This window comes from Methylobacterium sp. HJ2 (assembly GCF_056431005.1).
On record NZ_JBWJYM010000012.1, the window covers coordinates 115,388 to 129,044 of the forward strand.

Sequence of the window (13,657 nt, forward strand, 5' to 3'; positions counted from 1 at the left end):
GACAATGCGAGGCTTTGCACCGGCACGGCACGGACTTATCTAGGGTTCACAAGATCGAACGGGCCGCGAATCGGCGGCGAATCGCGGGGACAGCCCGCGGTGGACCACGCGGACGCCCTCGCCGCAGCGGTCGGCGGATCGAGCAGACCAGGGTCGCGGACGGCGCGGGATCGGTATCCTTGCGCACCCCGGGCTTTGCGCTAGGAGATGGGGCCCGCTGGCGGGCGCCCGCAGGCACGTCGTGGATTGAGGCCGACGCTTCGATGACACCGGATCACGCTATGGCTTCGTCGCCGGCCAACTCGACACCGCTCGAACGCGACGCGCGCCTCGTCTCGACCGACCACAAGGTCGCTCCCGGCGAGATCGCGGTCGGCGTCATCATCGGCCGCGCCGCCGAGTATTTCGACTTCTTCGTCTACGGCATCGCCTCGGTGCTGATCTTCCCGAAGGTGTTCTTCCCCTTCGCCGAGCCGCTGAAGGGCACCCTCTACGCCTTCGCGGTCTTCGCCCTCGCCTTCATCGCCCGGCCGATCGGCTCGGTGATCTTCCTGGCGATCGACCGGCGGCACGGGCGCGGCGTCAAGCTGACCATCGCGCTGTTCCTGCTCGGCGGCTCGACCATGGCGATCAGCTTCCTGCCGAGCTACGACTCGATCGGCGTCTCGGCCATCTACCTGCTGGCGATCCTGCGGATCGGGCAGGGGCTGGCGCTCGGCGGCGCCTGGGACGGGCTCGCCTCCCTGCTCGCCCTCAACGCGCCGGTGGAGCGGCGCGGCTGGTACGCGATGATGCCCCAGCTCGGCGCGCCCATCGGCTTCATGCTGGCGAGCCTGCTCTTCGCCTTCTTCGTGATGAACCTCGATCAGGCCGACTTCCTCGATTGGGGCTGGCGCTACCCGTTCTTCTGCGCCTTCACCATCAACGTCGTCGCCCTGTTCGCCCGGCTGCGGCTGGTGGCGACCGACGAGTTCGAGAACCTGATCGAGAAGGGCCGGCTCGAGCCCGCGCCGTTCTTCCCGCTGATGAAGGCCCACGGCGAGGACGTGCTCATCGGCGCCCTGGTGCCCCTGGCGAGCTTCGCCCTGTTCCACCTCGTCACGGTGTTCCCGATCAGCTGGATCACCCTGTTCACCCAGCGCTCGGCGGGGGAGTTCCTGCTGGTGCAGTTCGGCGGCGCGGTGCTGTTTGCCGGCGCCATCGTGTTCTCGGGGCTGATGGCCGACCAGATCGGGCGGCGCATGCACCTCATCATCTCGGCGGGCCTGATCGCCGCCTTCGCGATCGCGAGCACCGTCGCCCCGCTGGTGATCGAGGAGAACATCATCGGCCAGACGGTCTACGTGCTGGTGGGCTTCTCGCTGCTCGGCCTCTCCTACGGCCAGACCGCGGGTGCCGTGACCTCGCGGCTCGCGCCCCGCTTCCGCTATTCCGGCGCCGCGCTGATGGCCGATCTCGGCTGGCTGCTCGGCGCGGGCTTCGCGCCGCTGGTGGCGCTCGGCCTCTCGTCCCGCTTCGGGCTCGCCTGCGTGGGCCTCTACCTCCTGTCGGGAGCGGTCGCCACCCTTCTGGCGCTCGCCCTCAACCGCTCCGAGATGCGGCAGATGTGATCGGCCGCACCGACGGCGTCGGACCGGCCTCAGGCCCGACGCCGAGAACCGCGCGGCGCCTCGCGCCGCGTCCCACGACCTCCGGGGACGCCACCCTCTGGGACGTCTCGCCGCCGCACCTGCGGCAAGGGGAAACGATGCTCATCGCCGCGGTCAACTCCGCTCTCAAGGCGCGCTCGGGGCGCGCCACACGCCCCGTCTCCGGCCGGGCGCGCGCGCTCCTGCGCGGGGCCGTCCTGCTGCCGCTCGTCGCACTACTCGGCGGCTGCAACCTCGTGGTGATGCAGCCGTCCGGCGACGTGGCGATGCAGCAGCGCAACCTCGTCCTGGCCTCCACGGGCCTGATGCTGCTGATCATCCTGCCGGTGATCGCCCTGACGCTGATCTTCGCGTGGCGCTACCGGGCCTCCAACACCGAGGCGACCTACGATCCCGACTGGCACCACTCGACGCAGCTCGAGGTGGTGATCTGGGCGACGCCGCTCGTCATCATCATCGCGCTCGGCGCGCTCACCTGGATCTCGACCCACACCCTCGATCCCTACCGCTCGCTGTCGCGGCTCGATGCGGGGCGTCCGGTCCCGGCCGGGACCAAGCCCCTCGAGGTCGAGGTGGTGGCGCTCGACTGGAAATGGCTGTTCTTCTACCCCGAATACGGCATCGCCACCGTCAACGAGCTCGCCGCGCCCGTCGACCGGCCGATCTCCTTCAAGATCACCGCCTCCTCGGTGATGAACGCCTTCTACGTGCCCGCGCTCGCCGGGATGATCTACGCCATGCCCGGGATGGAGACGAAGCTCCACGCGGTGATCAACAAGGCCGGCGTCTACGAGGGCCTGTCCTCGCATTACAGCGGCACCGGCTTCTCGCGGATGACGTTCAAGTTCCACGGCCTGGAGCCGAAGGACTTCGACGCCTGGGTCGCCAAGGCCAAGTCGGAGGGCGGCGAGCTCACCCGCGACGGCTACGTCCAGCTCGAGAAGCCGAGCGAGCGCGAACCCGTGCGCTACTACAAGACCGTCGCCGACGGGCTCTACGGCTCGATCGTCAACATGTGCGCCCTGCCCGGCAAGATGTGCATGAGCGAGATGATGACGATCGACGCGGCCGGCGGCGGCGGCAAGGAGAGCGGCGAGAACCGCGAGCGCCTGCGCTACGACAACCGCCATCTCGAGCAGGGCGACGAGCCCCCGGGCGCCACCGTCCCGGCCTCGGGCCGGCCGCCGAAGGGCGACGTGCAGCCCCAGGGCATGAAGCCGAACGACCCCGAGCACCCGAAGGCCCGCGGCGAGCAGCCCGCGGACCCGCATGCGGGCCATGCGATGCCGGGGATGAACCACGACTCCGTGGCCCCCGACCAGCGCAGCAACCATTAGGCCGGCCGACAGCCGACGACATCTCGCCAGAGAGCCGATCCCATGTTCTCCAATCCGGACCTCCAGAGACTCGTCTTCGGGCGCTTCTCCCTCGAGGACATCCCGTTCCACGAGCCGATCCTGCAGATCACCTTCGCGATGGTGGCGCTCGGCGGCATCGTGGTGCTGGGCGCCATCACCTATTACCGCTTCTGGGGCCCGCTCTGGCGCGACTGGCTGACCTCGGTCGATCACAAGAAGATCGGCATCATGTACGTCATCCTGGCGCTGGTGATGCTGCTGCGGGGCTTCGCCGACGCGCTGCTGATGCGCTCGCAGCAGGCGATCGCCTTCGGGGCGAACGAGGGCTACCTGCCGCCCCACCACTACGACCAGATCTTCACCGCCCACGGCGTGATCATGATCTTCTTCATGGCCATGCCGTTCGTCACCGGCCTGATGAACTACGTGGTGCCGCTCCAGATCGGGGCCCGCGACGTCGCCTTCCCGTTCCTGAACAACTTCTCGTTCTGGATGACGGCGTCCGGCGCCATCACGGTGATGATCTCGCTGTTCGTGGGCGAGTTCGCCCGCACCGGCTGGCTCGCCTACCCGCCGCTCTCGGGCGCGGACATGAGCCCGGGCGTGGGCGTCGACTACTACATCTGGGCCCTGCAGATCGCCGGCATCGGCACGCTGCTGTCGGGCATCAACCTGATCGCCACCATCGTGAAGATGCGGGCGCCCGGCATGACCATGATGAAGATGCCGGTCTTCTGCTGGACCTCGCTGTGCACGAACGTGCTCATCGTGGCCGCCTTCCCGATCCTGACCGCCGTCCTCGCGCTGCTGTCGCTCGACCGCTACGTCGGCACGCACTTCTTCACGAACGACCTCGGCGGCAATCCGATGATGTACTTCAACCTCATCTGGATCTGGGGCCACCCGGAGGTCTACATCCTCATCCTGCCGGCCTTCGGCATCTTCTCGGAGGTGACCTCGACCTTCTGCGGCAAGCGCCTCTTCGGCTACGCCTCGATGGTCTACGCCACGGTCGTGATCACGATCCTCTCCTACCTCGTCTGGCTGCACCACTTCTTCACGATGGGCTCGGGCGCCAACGTGAACTCGTTCTTCGGCATCACCACGATGATCATCTCGATCCCGACGGGGGCGAAGATCTTCAACTGGCTGTTCACCATGTATCGCGGGCGCATCCGCTTCGAGGTGCCGATGCTCTGGACGGTCGGCTTCATGGTGACCTTCGTCATCGGCGGCATGACCGGCGTGCTGCTCGCCGTGCCCCCGGCCGACTTCGTGCTGCACAACTCGCTGTTCCTGATCGCGCACTTCCACAACGTGATCATCGGCGGCGTGCTGTTCGGCATGCTGGCGGGCGTGAGCTACTGGTTCCCCAAGGCCTTCGGCTTCAAGCTCGACCCGTTCTGGGGCAAGGTCAGCTTCTGGTTCTGGCTGGTGGGCTTCTACGTCGCCTTCATGCCGCTCTACGTGCTGGGGCTGATGGGCGTGACGCGGCGCGCCCAGCACTTCGACGACCCCTCGCTCCAGATCTGGTTCGTGGTCGCGGCCGTCGGCGCGCTCCTGATCCTGGTCGGCATCCTGGCCTTCATCGTCCAGCTCGTGGTCTCGATCCGCAACCGCGAGGCCCTGCGCGACCTCACGGGCGATCCCTGGGGCGGGCGCACCCTCGAATGGTCCACGAGCTCGCCGCCGCCGGACTACAACTTCGCCTTCACGCCGGTGGTGCACGACCTCGACGGCTGGTGGGACATGAAGCGGCGCGGCTACGCCCGGCCGGTCAGCGGCTTCAGGGCGATCCACATGCCGAAGAACACCGGCACGGGCGTGATCCTGGGCGGCCTCAGCGTGGTCTTCTCCTTCGCCATGATCTGGTACATCTGGTGGCTGGCGGCGCTCTCCTTCGCGACGATGTTCGTGCTGACCATCGTCCATACCTTCAACTACAACCGCGACTTCCACATTCCGGCCGACGAGATCGTCCGGGCCGAGGGGCAGCGCACCAGCGTGCTGGCGGGCCTGAGCCGATGATGCACACCGACACTGCGCCCCCCGGCACCGTGCCGACCTTCCACCTGGAGGAGGATCATCATCCGGAGAGCGGGACCCTGCTGGGGTTCTGGATCTACCTGATGAGCGACTGCCTCATCTTCGCGGTGCTGTTCGCGACCTACGGGGTGCTCGGCCGCAACTACGCGGCCGGGCCCGCGCCCAAGGATCTGTTCGATCTGCCGCTGGTGGCCCTGAACACCTCGATGCTGCTGTTCTCGTCCATCACCTACGGCTTCGCCATGCTGGAGATGGACAAGGGCCGGCAGGGCAGGACGCAGGCTTGGCTCGCGGTCACCGGCCTGTTCGGGGCGGCCTTCATCGGCATCGAGCTCTTCGAGTTCAGCCACCTGATCCACGAGGGCGCCGGGCCGCAGCGCTCGGCCTTCCTGTCCTCGTTCTTCGCGCTGGTCGGCACCCACGGCCTGCACGTCAGCTTGGGGCTCGTCTGGCTGCTGACCCTGATGGTCCAGGTCGGCCGGCGCGGGCTGATCCCCGAGAACCGCCGCCGCCTGATGTGCCTGTCGATGTTCTGGCACTTCCTCGACGTGGTCTGGATCGGCGTCTTCACCTTCGTCTACCTGATGGGAGTCCTGCAATGAGCGCGGACGCGAGCCACGCCGGGGCGCACCACGCCGACACCCATCACCCCGACGCGCCGAGCCACGGCTCGTTCGGAGGCTATCTCACCGGCTTCGTGCTCTCGGTCATCCTGACGGCGATCCCGTTCTGGATGGTGATGGCGCGCCCGCTCGAGAGCCCGCTCTGGACCGGGATCGTGATCATGGGCTTCGCGGCGGTGCAGATCGTCGTGCACATGATCTACTTCCTGCACATGAACACCAAGTCCGAGGGCGGCTGGACCGTGCTGGCGCTGATCTTCACCGTCACCCTGGTGATCATCACGCTGACCGGCTCGCTCTGGGTGATGCACCACCTCAACACCAACATGATGCCGATGTCGGTGCACGACATGCGCCACGCGCCCTGACCCAGCAGGTGCGGCGCCGGACGGGGAGGGGGCTCGGCAGAGGACTGGCTGCCGGCAGAGGACTTGCCGGCAGAGGACTTGCCGCGAGGGGACTTGCCGGCCTGATCCTGATCGACCTCCTGGCGCTCCTGCTCTGCGCCGGGCTCGTCGGGCTCGGCACGTGGCAGGTCCATCGCCGGGCCTGGAAGCTCGACCTGATCGCCCGCGTCGCGGAGAATGCCGGCGGCGCCCCCGCTCCGGCACCGGGGCCCGCGGACTGGCCGGCCCTCGGCGAGCGCGACGCCTACCGGCACCTGCGGCTCGCCGGCCGCTTCCTGCCCGGCGCCGATACCCTGGTCCAGGCCGTCACGGATCTCGGCGGCGGCTTCTGGGTGCTGACCCCGTTCCGGACCGATGCGGGCTTCACCGTGCTGGTCAACCGCGGCTTCGTGCCGGGGGACCGGCGCGCTCCGGCCGACCGGGACCTGCCCGCGGGCGAGACCGTGGTCACCGGCCTGCTGCGGCTGTCGGAGCCCGGCGGCGCCTTCCTGCGGGCGAACGACCCCGCATCCGGGCGCTGGTATTCCCGCGACGTCGCGGCGATCGCGCGGGCGCAGGGGCTCGCGGGGACGGCGCCCTACTTCGTCGATGCGGATCGCGGTCCCGACGAGGGACCCGACGGCCGGCTCCCGGTCGGCGGGCTCACGGTGATCCGCTTCCACAACAACCACCTGATCTACGCGATCACGTGGTACGCCCTCGCCCTGATGGTGGCGGGCGGCGCGGCCTATCTCACGCGCGACGCCTGTCTCGGCCGGGGCCGCAGCGCGGCCGGCGCGGACTGAGCGTCGCCGGAAGACCGATCGGCGCGCGGACGGTCGCGGCTCAGGCCTTCCGCTCGGAGAGGTCGGCGAGCAGCAGGGCGCGGAGGCGGGTGCCCGGATCCTCGCCCGCCCGGCGCTCGGCCAGGATGGCGGACCAGAGGGTCGCGGCCGGGCTCTGGGCCGGCGCGGGGGTCCGGTCGAGGGTCGGGGCCGGCTTGTCCTGACGCGTCATGGCGTCCTCCCGAATCGAGCCTGCGGACGGTTGCCACAGTGTTCGGAGGGGCGAATAGGTCGCCGGACGGATGCGGTCCAGCCCGAATCTTGGGCAGGACTGGACAGATCGCCCGGGATGTCGGCCCGCCGCAGACCACACGAAAGCCCGCCGCTCCGGAAGAGGGCGAGCCGGATGCGTTCCGGTCATGGGCCGATCAGGGGCCGATCATGGGCCGATCAGGCGGCGCTGCGCCGGCCTCCGCCGGAATCGGGGGCTCCGCCCGGTCGGCCGAGGCCGATCTCCTTGGCGAGGGCCGAGCGCTGCGCGGCGTAGCCGGGCGCCACCATCGGGTACTCGGAGGGCAGGCCGTAGCGCTGGCGATAGCTCTGCGGGGTCAGGCCATGCTTGGTCAGGTGGCGCTTGAGCGTCTTGTAGGACTTGCCGTCGATGAAGCTGATGATGCCCGCATCGGTGACCGAGCGGCGGATCTGCGCGGGCGTGGGCTGCTCCACCGCCTCCTCAGGCGCGGCGACGGGAGCCGCGGCGCCGGTCAGGCGCAACAGGGCGCCGTGGACGCTTCCGAGAAGGGCAGGCAGTTCGCTCGCCGGGACGGGATTGTTCGAGACATAGGCCGCAACGATATCGCCCGCGAACGCGATGATGTCGGGGTTCTGCCCCTGGATTTCTTCTGTCATGCCTGGGATCCGGTTTCGTTCTCCGTAAACAGAAGATCGGCCCCGATGTCTCGAGATCAAGGGCACGGTCCGATTGCAGATGCGAATCTTCTGGACAGTCGTCGCGGCGACGCCCCGGCATCGTCCGAATGCCGGACGACGGATGCCGCGGCCCGCGCCCCCGAGGACCGGTAGCGCGGACGCCCTCGGCCTGATCGGATCGGAGGCGCGCCTCGATGCGGCCGTGCCGAATCGCCACGGGCGCGGGCCGCGCCGCCGGCCCCCTCGATCACGGCCGGCCCCGCCCGGAGAAGCCCGTGCCGGAGGAGGAAGTCCGACGCCTCGTGGCCGAGCTCGTGGACCCGGCGATCGCCTGACTCTGCCTCCGCCGGCCGCGAGGCCCCGGATCAGGCTTTAATCCCTGGCGGTGCGTGCGGGCCGTCACGTCGCGGCGGCGCCGCGCCCCCCATCTTCGGATCAGGCAAGACGAGACCGACCGGACGGTCCGGCCGGATCGCTTGAAGGAGACCGAGACCCGTATGAACACCCGCGTGACGCCCCGCATCGCCGTCCTCGCCCTCGTCCTCGCCGCCGCCCCCCTCGCATCCGCGTCGGCCCGGGAGGGCCGCTGGACCGGCTACGTGCCAGACGCCGTCGAGACCACCGGCTCGCTCGGCCTCGGCGTCCACGATGCGCCCTTCTACGAGGCCTGCCCGATGAGCTCGGCGGCCGAAGGCAACGCCAACCAGCAGACCCGGCCGGTCAAGCAATACGGCCAGACCTCCGGCGGAAACCGCTGCTGAGCCGCGGGACAGGGATTTGGACATGATGATGAAGTGGTTCAGCTACGCGATGATCGGCGCCTTCGCCTCCGGTCTCGCCGCCGTGGCGGTCGGATCGGCGAGCGTCCTGATCGGCTAGAGCCGGTCCCGATGTCGTTGCGACGGGGCACAGCCCGAGGCCCCCGTCGTGACAGGCTCCCGTCCGCCGGACCGGATCGCGGTCGGGCGGGCACGCCTCGTCCGGATGCCGGATCGCGGGCGATGCCCTAGGTGGTCCCGCGACGGGCGCGGTCGGCCGGCGTCCGTCTCGAGACCAGCGGCCCGACCGGAGAATCCCGTGACGTTTCCGACGACGACAGCGTTCTATGCCGGGCTGTTCGCCCTGCTGTATCTCGGCCTGACCGGCTGGGTCGTGGCGGGCCGGGTCGGCGGCAACGTCCTGCACGGCACGGGCGACGAGGCGCTGCTCAAGCGCATCCGCTCCCACGGCAACTTCACCGAGAACGTCCCCTTCGCGCTCCTGCTGATCGCCCTGGTCGAGGGCGGCGGCGGCTCGCGCGGGCTGGTCCAGGGCCTGCTCCTCGTGCTCCTCGTGGCCCGCATCCTCCACCCGATCGGAATGTTCGCGCCGCCGAACTCGCCGCGCCAGTTCGCCTGCCGGGGCGGCGGCACCATCGCCACGATCGGCGTGGTGGCGGTGGCCGCGATCGCGCTGCTGCTGCGGGGCTGAGGACCGGCGCGGAGACCCTCGCAGGACGGGCGCCCGGTCCCCGGAGGGACCGGGCTCGCCGGAACGGAGCCGGGGCCCCTCGGCGCGCTTGCGGTCGCCGTGATGTGTGCATATACCCGCATCTATGTCCGACGCACGCCCTCCCGAATCTGCCGACCCGCCCTGCACCTGCACGGCCCTGCGCCGGGCGGCGCGCGCGGCGACGGCGGCCTACGACGCCGCCCTGCGCCCGGCGGGCCTGCGCGTCACCCAATTCGCGATCCTGCGCATCCTCGGGCGGCTCGGGGCGCTGCCGGTCTCCCGGCTCGCCGAGGAGGCGGCTCTCGACCGCTCGACCATGGGCCGCAATCTCGATCCTCTGGAGCGGCGCGGCCTCGTCCGGGTGGCGGTGGGCCCTCGCGACGGGCGCGAGCGCGTGGCGGCGCTGACCGAGGCCGGCGCGGCGGCGATCGCCGCGGCCCTGCCGCACTGGCGCGCCGCCGAGGCGCGGATCGGCGAGCGCCTCGCCCCCGGCGCCCGCGCGGCGCTCGCGGCGCTGTCCGGCCACTGACCTGTCCCCGTCCCAGAACCGAAGGCCCGAGCCCATGCCCGCCCAGACCGCGACGCCGCCGGCTCGCCCGCAAGGCCGCCTCCACTACGCCTGGGTGGTGGCCGGCATCACCTTCGTGGTGCTCCTGGTGGGCGCCGGGATCCGGGCGACGCCCGGCATCCTGATCGTGCCGCTCGAGCGCGAGTTCGGCTGGTCCACGGCCACGATCAGCGCGGCGGTGGCGGTCAACATCTTCCTGTACGGGCTGATCGGGCCCTTCGCGGTCGCGGTGTTCGAGCGCTTCGGCCTGCGCCGCTCGGTCTGCGCCGCGCTCCTGATCCTGGCGGTCGGCACCGCCGCCACCACGCTGATGCACGCGCCCTGGCAGATGGTGGCTTTGTGGGGCCTGCTCGTCGGGGCGGGCACCGGCATGGTGGCCAACGTGCTCGGCGCCACGATCGCCGGGCGCTGGTTCGGGCGCAACCGCGGCCTCGTGCTCGGCCTGCTCACGGCGAGCAGCGCCACCGGCCAGCTCGTGTTCCTGCCGCTGCTCGCCCGCATCGTGGTCGATCAGGGCTGGCGCACGGTCGCCTTCACGGTGGCGGGGGCGGCGCTCGCCCTCGTGCCCCTTGTGGCCCTGCTGATGCGCGACCGCCCGGCCGATCTCGGCCTGCCCCGCTACGGCGAGAGCGCGCTGACGCCCGCCGTGCATTCGGGCGTCAACCCGGCCCGGCGCGCCGTGAACGGCCTGCTGACGGGGCTCCGCTCGCGCGACTTCTGGCTGCTCGGAGGCACCTTCTTCATCTGCGGCGCCTCGACCAACGGGTTGATCGGCACCCACCTGATCACCGCCTGCCTCGACCGCGGCATCCCGGAGGTGACGGCGGCCGGCATGCTGGCCCTGATGGGGATCTGCGATCTCCTCGGCACCACGGCCTCCGGCTGGCTCACCGACCGGATCGACGCCCGCAAGCTGCTCGCGTGGTATTACGGCCTGCGCGGCCTGTCGCTGATCTTCCTGCCCTACGCCTTCGACGGCAGCGTCGCCGGCCTCTCGCTCTTCGCCGTGTTCTACGGCCTCGACTGGATCGCCACGGTGCCGCCGACCGTCAACCTCGCCGGCAAGGCCTTCGGCGAGGAGAACGCCCCGCTGATGTTCGGCTGGATCGCCTGCGCCCACCAGATCGGCGCGGCCGCCGCGGCCTGGGGTGCGGGCGCGGTCCGCACCGGCACGGGCGACTACGTCTCGGCCTTCATCGCGGCGGGCTTCCTGTGCCTCGCCGCCGCCGGCCTCTCGCTGATGATCGGGCGCCGGCCCGAGGCGGCGCCGGTGCCCGTGCCGGCCTGACGCCGCCCCTCCGTCCCGGGCCGCCGCGCCTCCGCCCGTCGGTCGGGATCGCGGCGGCAGGGGATCAGGCCGGGTCGAGGGTGACGCGCCAGAGGTCGGTATCGGCGGCGTCCTTCAGCGTCACCGTCATCTGCCGGGTGGCCGCCGCGATCGCGACGTGGCCGAAGAACTGGTAGCCCTCGGCGGGCGAGAGGTTCTGGCGGCCGGGCGGGGGCGCCTTCACGAAGCGGAGCTGGGGCCCGAAGGTGTCGTCGAGGGGGTTCGGCCCGAAGGTGCCGGCGTGCAGCGGCCCCGAGACGAACTCCCAGAACGGCGCGAAGTCCTGGAAGCGGGCCTTGTCCGGGTCGTAGTAATGCGCCGCCGTGTAGTGCACGTCGGCCGTGAACCAGACCGTGTTGCGCACCTCGGCGTCGCGGATGAAGCGCAGCAGGTCGGCGATCTCCAATTCGCGCCCGAGCGGCGGGCCGTTCCCCTGCGCCACCGCCTCCGAGCCGAATTTCGCGTCGGTGTCGTAGGTCACGACGAGCCCGAGGGGCATGTCGGCGGCGATGGCCTTCCAGGTCGCCCGCGAGGCCTTCAGCGCGCGCTTCAGCCACGCCACCTGGGCGGGGCCGAGGAACTGCGTGGCGGGGCCGGGCTCGGTCTCGTCGTTGGCGCCGTTCGGGCCGCGGTAGCTGCGCATGTCGAGCAGGAACACGTCGAGCAGCGGGCCGTAGCTGATCGTCCGGTAGACGCGCCCGGGCTCGGCTGGCTCGAAGCGCATCGGCATGTATTCGTGGAAGGCGCGGGACGCCCGGGCGGCGAGCAGCAGGACGTTCGGCGCCGTGTAGTGCTTGCGCGCGTGCTCGGCCCGGGTCAGCGGCTCGCCCGGCCACCAGTTGTTGGTGACCTCGTGGTCGTCCCACTGCGCCAGGATCGGCACCTCCCGGTTCATCGCCAGCAGGTTGCGGTCGAGGAGGTTGTACTTGTAGGCGCCGCGGAACTGGTCGAGCGTCTCGGCGGGCGCGGCCTTCTCCTCGGTGACGCGGTTGCGCCAGAGGCTGCCGTCGGGCAGCGCCACCTCGGCCTGGATCGGCCCGTCGGCGTAGATGGTGTCGCCCGAGTGCAGGAAGAAATCCGGGCGGTTGCGCCGGATCGCGGCGTAGATCGTCATGCCGCCGCGCGCCTCGTCGATGCCCCAGCCCTGGCCGACGGTGTCGCCGGACCAGCAGAAGGTGACGTCGCGGGGACGGGCGGGGGCGCTGCGGAAGCGCCCGGTCACCGGCTCGCCCAGGAGGGTGGGCTCGGCGAGGTCCTGCAGCCGCACGCGGTAGTGGATGTCCTGGTCGGGCGGCAGGCCCGCGAGCGCGGCCTTCACGGTGAGGTCGCTGTCGGGCAGGGCATCGACGAAGACGCCCCCGCGCACCTCGCGGAAGCTCTCGGTCGTGGCCCATTCGATCACCGCGCGGGCGGGCCGGTCGGCCCGGGCCCAGACCACGGCGGAGTCCCCGGACACGTCGCCCGATTGCAGGCCGTGGCTCAGCATCGGCCGGTCGGCGGCGCGGCTGATCCCCGGCCGCGCGAGGCCGCCGAGGAGGAGGGCGCCGCCGGCGAGGATCCGGCGGCGGCTCGGGCTCGGGGATTGGGTCATCGGCTGCTCCGGCGCCCGGGCTGGGCTCGGACGCGAGAGAGCGTATTCTCCTGACGAACGCATGACGATGCCCCCCGGCGTGCCGCGGGGGCCGAAGGCCTCACTCGGCGGCGAGGCGGCCCGGGGCGGCGTATTCCGGCGCGGCGACGCGGATGGCGGAGTCCTGCGCCACCGGCAGGCTGCCCTCGTCCTCGATCGGCGCGAAGCGCCCCGCCCCGCCGTCATAGGCGAGGAGTTGGCCGGTCTCGATCTCGAAGAACCAGCCGTGCAGGCGCAGCTCCCCCTTGGCGAGCGCGGCGGCGACGCTCGGATGGGTGCGCAGGTTGGCGAGCTGGACCACGACGTTCTCGAGCGCCAGCGCCCGGTGCCGGGCCCCGGGATCCATCCCCTCCGGATAGGCCTCGCAGACGATGCGCTCGGCCGCGTGGCTGTGGCGCAGCCAGGCGGCCACGTTCGGCATGGCGGCGAGCGCCTCCGGGTTCATCAGGCCCTTCATCGCGCCGCAATCCGAGTGGCCGCACACCACCACGTCGCGCACACCCAGCGCCACGACGGCGTACTCGATCGCCGAGGAGACGCCGCCGTTCTGCTGCGAGAAGGGCGGCACGATGTTGCCGGCGTTGCGGCAGACGAACAGCTCGCCCGGGCCCGCCTGGGTGATGTGCTCCGGGGACACGCGGGAATCCGCGCAGGCGATGATCAGGGCCTTGGGATGCTGCCCGTCCCGGACGAGCTGCTGGTACATCCGCCGCTGGCCGGGGAAGACGTGGTCCTGGAAGGTCGAGATGCCCTGGATGATGCTGTCCACGTGAGATCCTTGTGCGGGGAGGGTCTGTCCGGTTCGGCGCCCGGGCGCTCGAGGGCCCGGGCGCGATGCGGGCCCGATCCGGGCCTGCCGGGCCG

Annotated in this window: 15 protein-coding genes; 11 read left to right on the top strand and 4 right to left on the bottom strand. The window is 70.9% G+C overall.

Annotation, left to right across the window (positions count from 1 at the left end; all coding sequences use genetic code 11):
* Positions 1-263: 263 nt before the first annotated feature.
* From ACS5RC_RS23970 to ACS5RC_RS23995, 6 genes are all read left to right on the top strand, one after another.
* On the top strand, positions 264-1,610 hold the full coding sequence (locus ACS5RC_RS23970) for an MFS transporter (protein ID WP_478346433.1): 1,347 nt from the start codon (positions 264-266) through the stop codon (positions 1,608-1,610).
* A 137-nt stretch (positions 1,611-1,747) separates the two neighbouring features.
* Positions 1,748-2,986 (top strand): ubiquinol oxidase subunit II, encoded by a 1,239-nt coding sequence (gene cyoA / locus ACS5RC_RS23975; RefSeq protein ID WP_478346434.1) that lies wholly within the window; start codon positions 1,748-1,750, stop codon positions 2,984-2,986.
* 42 nt (positions 2,987-3,028) lie between these two features.
* On the top strand, positions 3,029-5,035 hold the full coding sequence (gene cyoB, locus ACS5RC_RS23980; protein ID WP_478346435.1) for a cytochrome o ubiquinol oxidase subunit I: 2,007 nt from the start codon (positions 3,029-3,031) through the stop codon (positions 5,033-5,035).
* Positions 5,035-5,655, top strand: coding sequence for a cytochrome o ubiquinol oxidase subunit III (gene cyoC / locus ACS5RC_RS23985; protein WP_478346472.1), 621 nt, complete (start codon positions 5,035-5,037; stop codon positions 5,653-5,655). Before cyoB ends, cyoC begins: the two co-directional genes overlap by 1 nt.
* Positions 5,652-6,044, top strand: a complete 393-nt coding sequence (gene cyoD / locus ACS5RC_RS23990; protein ID WP_478346436.1) for a cytochrome o ubiquinol oxidase subunit IV — start codon at positions 5,652-5,654, stop codon at positions 6,042-6,044. The genes cyoC and cyoD overlap by 4 nt, the downstream gene beginning before the upstream one ends.
* Before the next feature lie 107 nt (positions 6,045-6,151).
* The gene (locus ACS5RC_RS23995; protein ID WP_478346473.1) at positions 6,152-6,868 is read left to right on the top strand and encodes an SURF1 family protein; all 717 of its coding nucleotides are present in this window, start codon (positions 6,152-6,154) and stop codon (positions 6,866-6,868) included.
* 40 nt (positions 6,869-6,908) lie between these two features.
* Here the strand turns inward: ACS5RC_RS23995 and ACS5RC_RS24000 are convergent, their stop codons facing one another.
* Positions 6,909-7,079, bottom strand: a complete 171-nt coding sequence (locus tag ACS5RC_RS24000; RefSeq protein ID WP_478346437.1) for a hypothetical protein — start codon at positions 7,077-7,079, stop codon at positions 6,909-6,911.
* A gap of 218 nt (positions 7,080-7,297) precedes the next feature.
* Positions 7,298-7,756, bottom strand: a complete 459-nt coding sequence (locus ACS5RC_RS24005) for a Ros/MucR family transcriptional regulator (RefSeq protein ID WP_478346438.1) — start codon at positions 7,754-7,756, stop codon at positions 7,298-7,300.
* Positions 7,757-7,971: 215 nt separating this feature from the next.
* Between ACS5RC_RS24005 and ACS5RC_RS24010 the strand changes: the two genes are divergently transcribed.
* From ACS5RC_RS24010 to ACS5RC_RS24030, 5 genes are all read left to right on the top strand, one after another.
* The gene (locus ACS5RC_RS24010) at positions 7,972-8,112 is read left to right on the top strand and encodes a hypothetical protein (protein ID WP_478346439.1); all 141 of its coding nucleotides are present in this window, start codon (positions 7,972-7,974) and stop codon (positions 8,110-8,112) included.
* 162 nt (positions 8,113-8,274) lie between these two features.
* Positions 8,275-8,538: a hypothetical protein gene (locus ACS5RC_RS24015; RefSeq protein ID WP_478346440.1), complete on the top strand. Its 264-nt coding sequence runs from the start codon at positions 8,275-8,277 to the stop codon at positions 8,536-8,538.
* A 316-nt stretch (positions 8,539-8,854) separates the two neighbouring features.
* Positions 8,855-9,247 carry an MAPEG family protein gene (locus tag ACS5RC_RS24020; protein WP_478346441.1) on the top strand — a complete coding sequence of 131 codons (393 nt, stop codon included), beginning with the start codon at positions 8,855-8,857 and terminating at the stop codon, positions 9,245-9,247.
* Positions 9,248-9,371: 124 nt separating this feature from the next.
* Positions 9,372-9,797, top strand: a complete 426-nt coding sequence (locus ACS5RC_RS24025; protein WP_478346442.1) for a MarR family winged helix-turn-helix transcriptional regulator — start codon at positions 9,372-9,374, stop codon at positions 9,795-9,797.
* A gap of 34 nt (positions 9,798-9,831) precedes the next feature.
* Entirely contained in the window at positions 9,832-11,124 is a 1,293-nt protein-coding gene (locus ACS5RC_RS24030) for an MFS transporter (protein WP_478346443.1), read from the top strand.
* 64 nt (positions 11,125-11,188) lie between these two features.
* Here ACS5RC_RS24030 and ACS5RC_RS24035 read toward each other — a convergent pair whose 3' ends face one another.
* On the bottom strand, positions 11,189-12,754 hold the full coding sequence (locus ACS5RC_RS24035; RefSeq protein ID WP_478346444.1) for an alkaline phosphatase D family protein: 1,566 nt from the start codon (positions 12,752-12,754) through the stop codon (positions 11,189-11,191).
* Between the two features lie 100 nt (positions 12,755-12,854).
* Positions 12,855-13,562 carry a carbonic anhydrase gene (locus tag ACS5RC_RS24040; RefSeq protein ID WP_478346445.1) on the bottom strand — a complete coding sequence of 236 codons (708 nt, stop codon included), beginning with the start codon at positions 13,560-13,562 and terminating at the stop codon, positions 12,855-12,857.
* Between the last annotated feature and the right edge of the window lie 95 nt (positions 13,563-13,657).

Excerpts from the sequence above, each read along its gene's own strand:
- ACS5RC_RS23970 (WP_478346433.1), top strand. The coding sequence starts at position 264 with ATGACACCGGATCACGCTATGGCTTCGTCGCCGGCCAACTCGACACCG.
- cyoA (WP_478346434.1), top strand. The coding sequence starts at position 1,748 with ATGCTCATCGCCGCGGTCAACTCCGCTCTCAAGGCGCGCTCGGGGCGC.
- cyoB (WP_478346435.1), top strand. The coding sequence starts at position 3,029 with ATGTTCTCCAATCCGGACCTCCAGAGACTCGTCTTCGGGCGCTTCTCC.
- cyoC (WP_478346472.1), top strand. The coding sequence starts at position 5,035 with ATGCACACCGACACTGCGCCCCCCGGCACCGTGCCGACCTTCCACCTG.
- cyoD (WP_478346436.1), top strand. The coding sequence starts at position 5,652 with ATGAGCGCGGACGCGAGCCACGCCGGGGCGCACCACGCCGACACCCAT.
- ACS5RC_RS24000 (WP_478346437.1), bottom strand. The coding sequence starts at position 7,079 with ATGACGCGTCAGGACAAGCCGGCCCCGACCCTCGACCGGACCCCCGCG.
- ACS5RC_RS24005 (WP_478346438.1), bottom strand. The coding sequence starts at position 7,756 with ATGACAGAAGAAATCCAGGGGCAGAACCCCGACATCATCGCGTTCGCG.
- ACS5RC_RS24010 (WP_478346439.1), top strand. The coding sequence starts at position 7,972 with ATGCGGCCGTGCCGAATCGCCACGGGCGCGGGCCGCGCCGCCGGCCCC.
- ACS5RC_RS24015 (WP_478346440.1), top strand. The coding sequence starts at position 8,275 with ATGAACACCCGCGTGACGCCCCGCATCGCCGTCCTCGCCCTCGTCCTC.
- ACS5RC_RS24025 (WP_478346442.1), top strand. The coding sequence starts at position 9,372 with ATGTCCGACGCACGCCCTCCCGAATCTGCCGACCCGCCCTGCACCTGC.
- ACS5RC_RS24030 (WP_478346443.1), top strand. The coding sequence starts at position 9,832 with ATGCCCGCCCAGACCGCGACGCCGCCGGCTCGCCCGCAAGGCCGCCTC.
- ACS5RC_RS24035 (WP_478346444.1), bottom strand. The coding sequence starts at position 12,754 with ATGACCCAATCCCCGAGCCCGAGCCGCCGCCGGATCCTCGCCGGCGGC.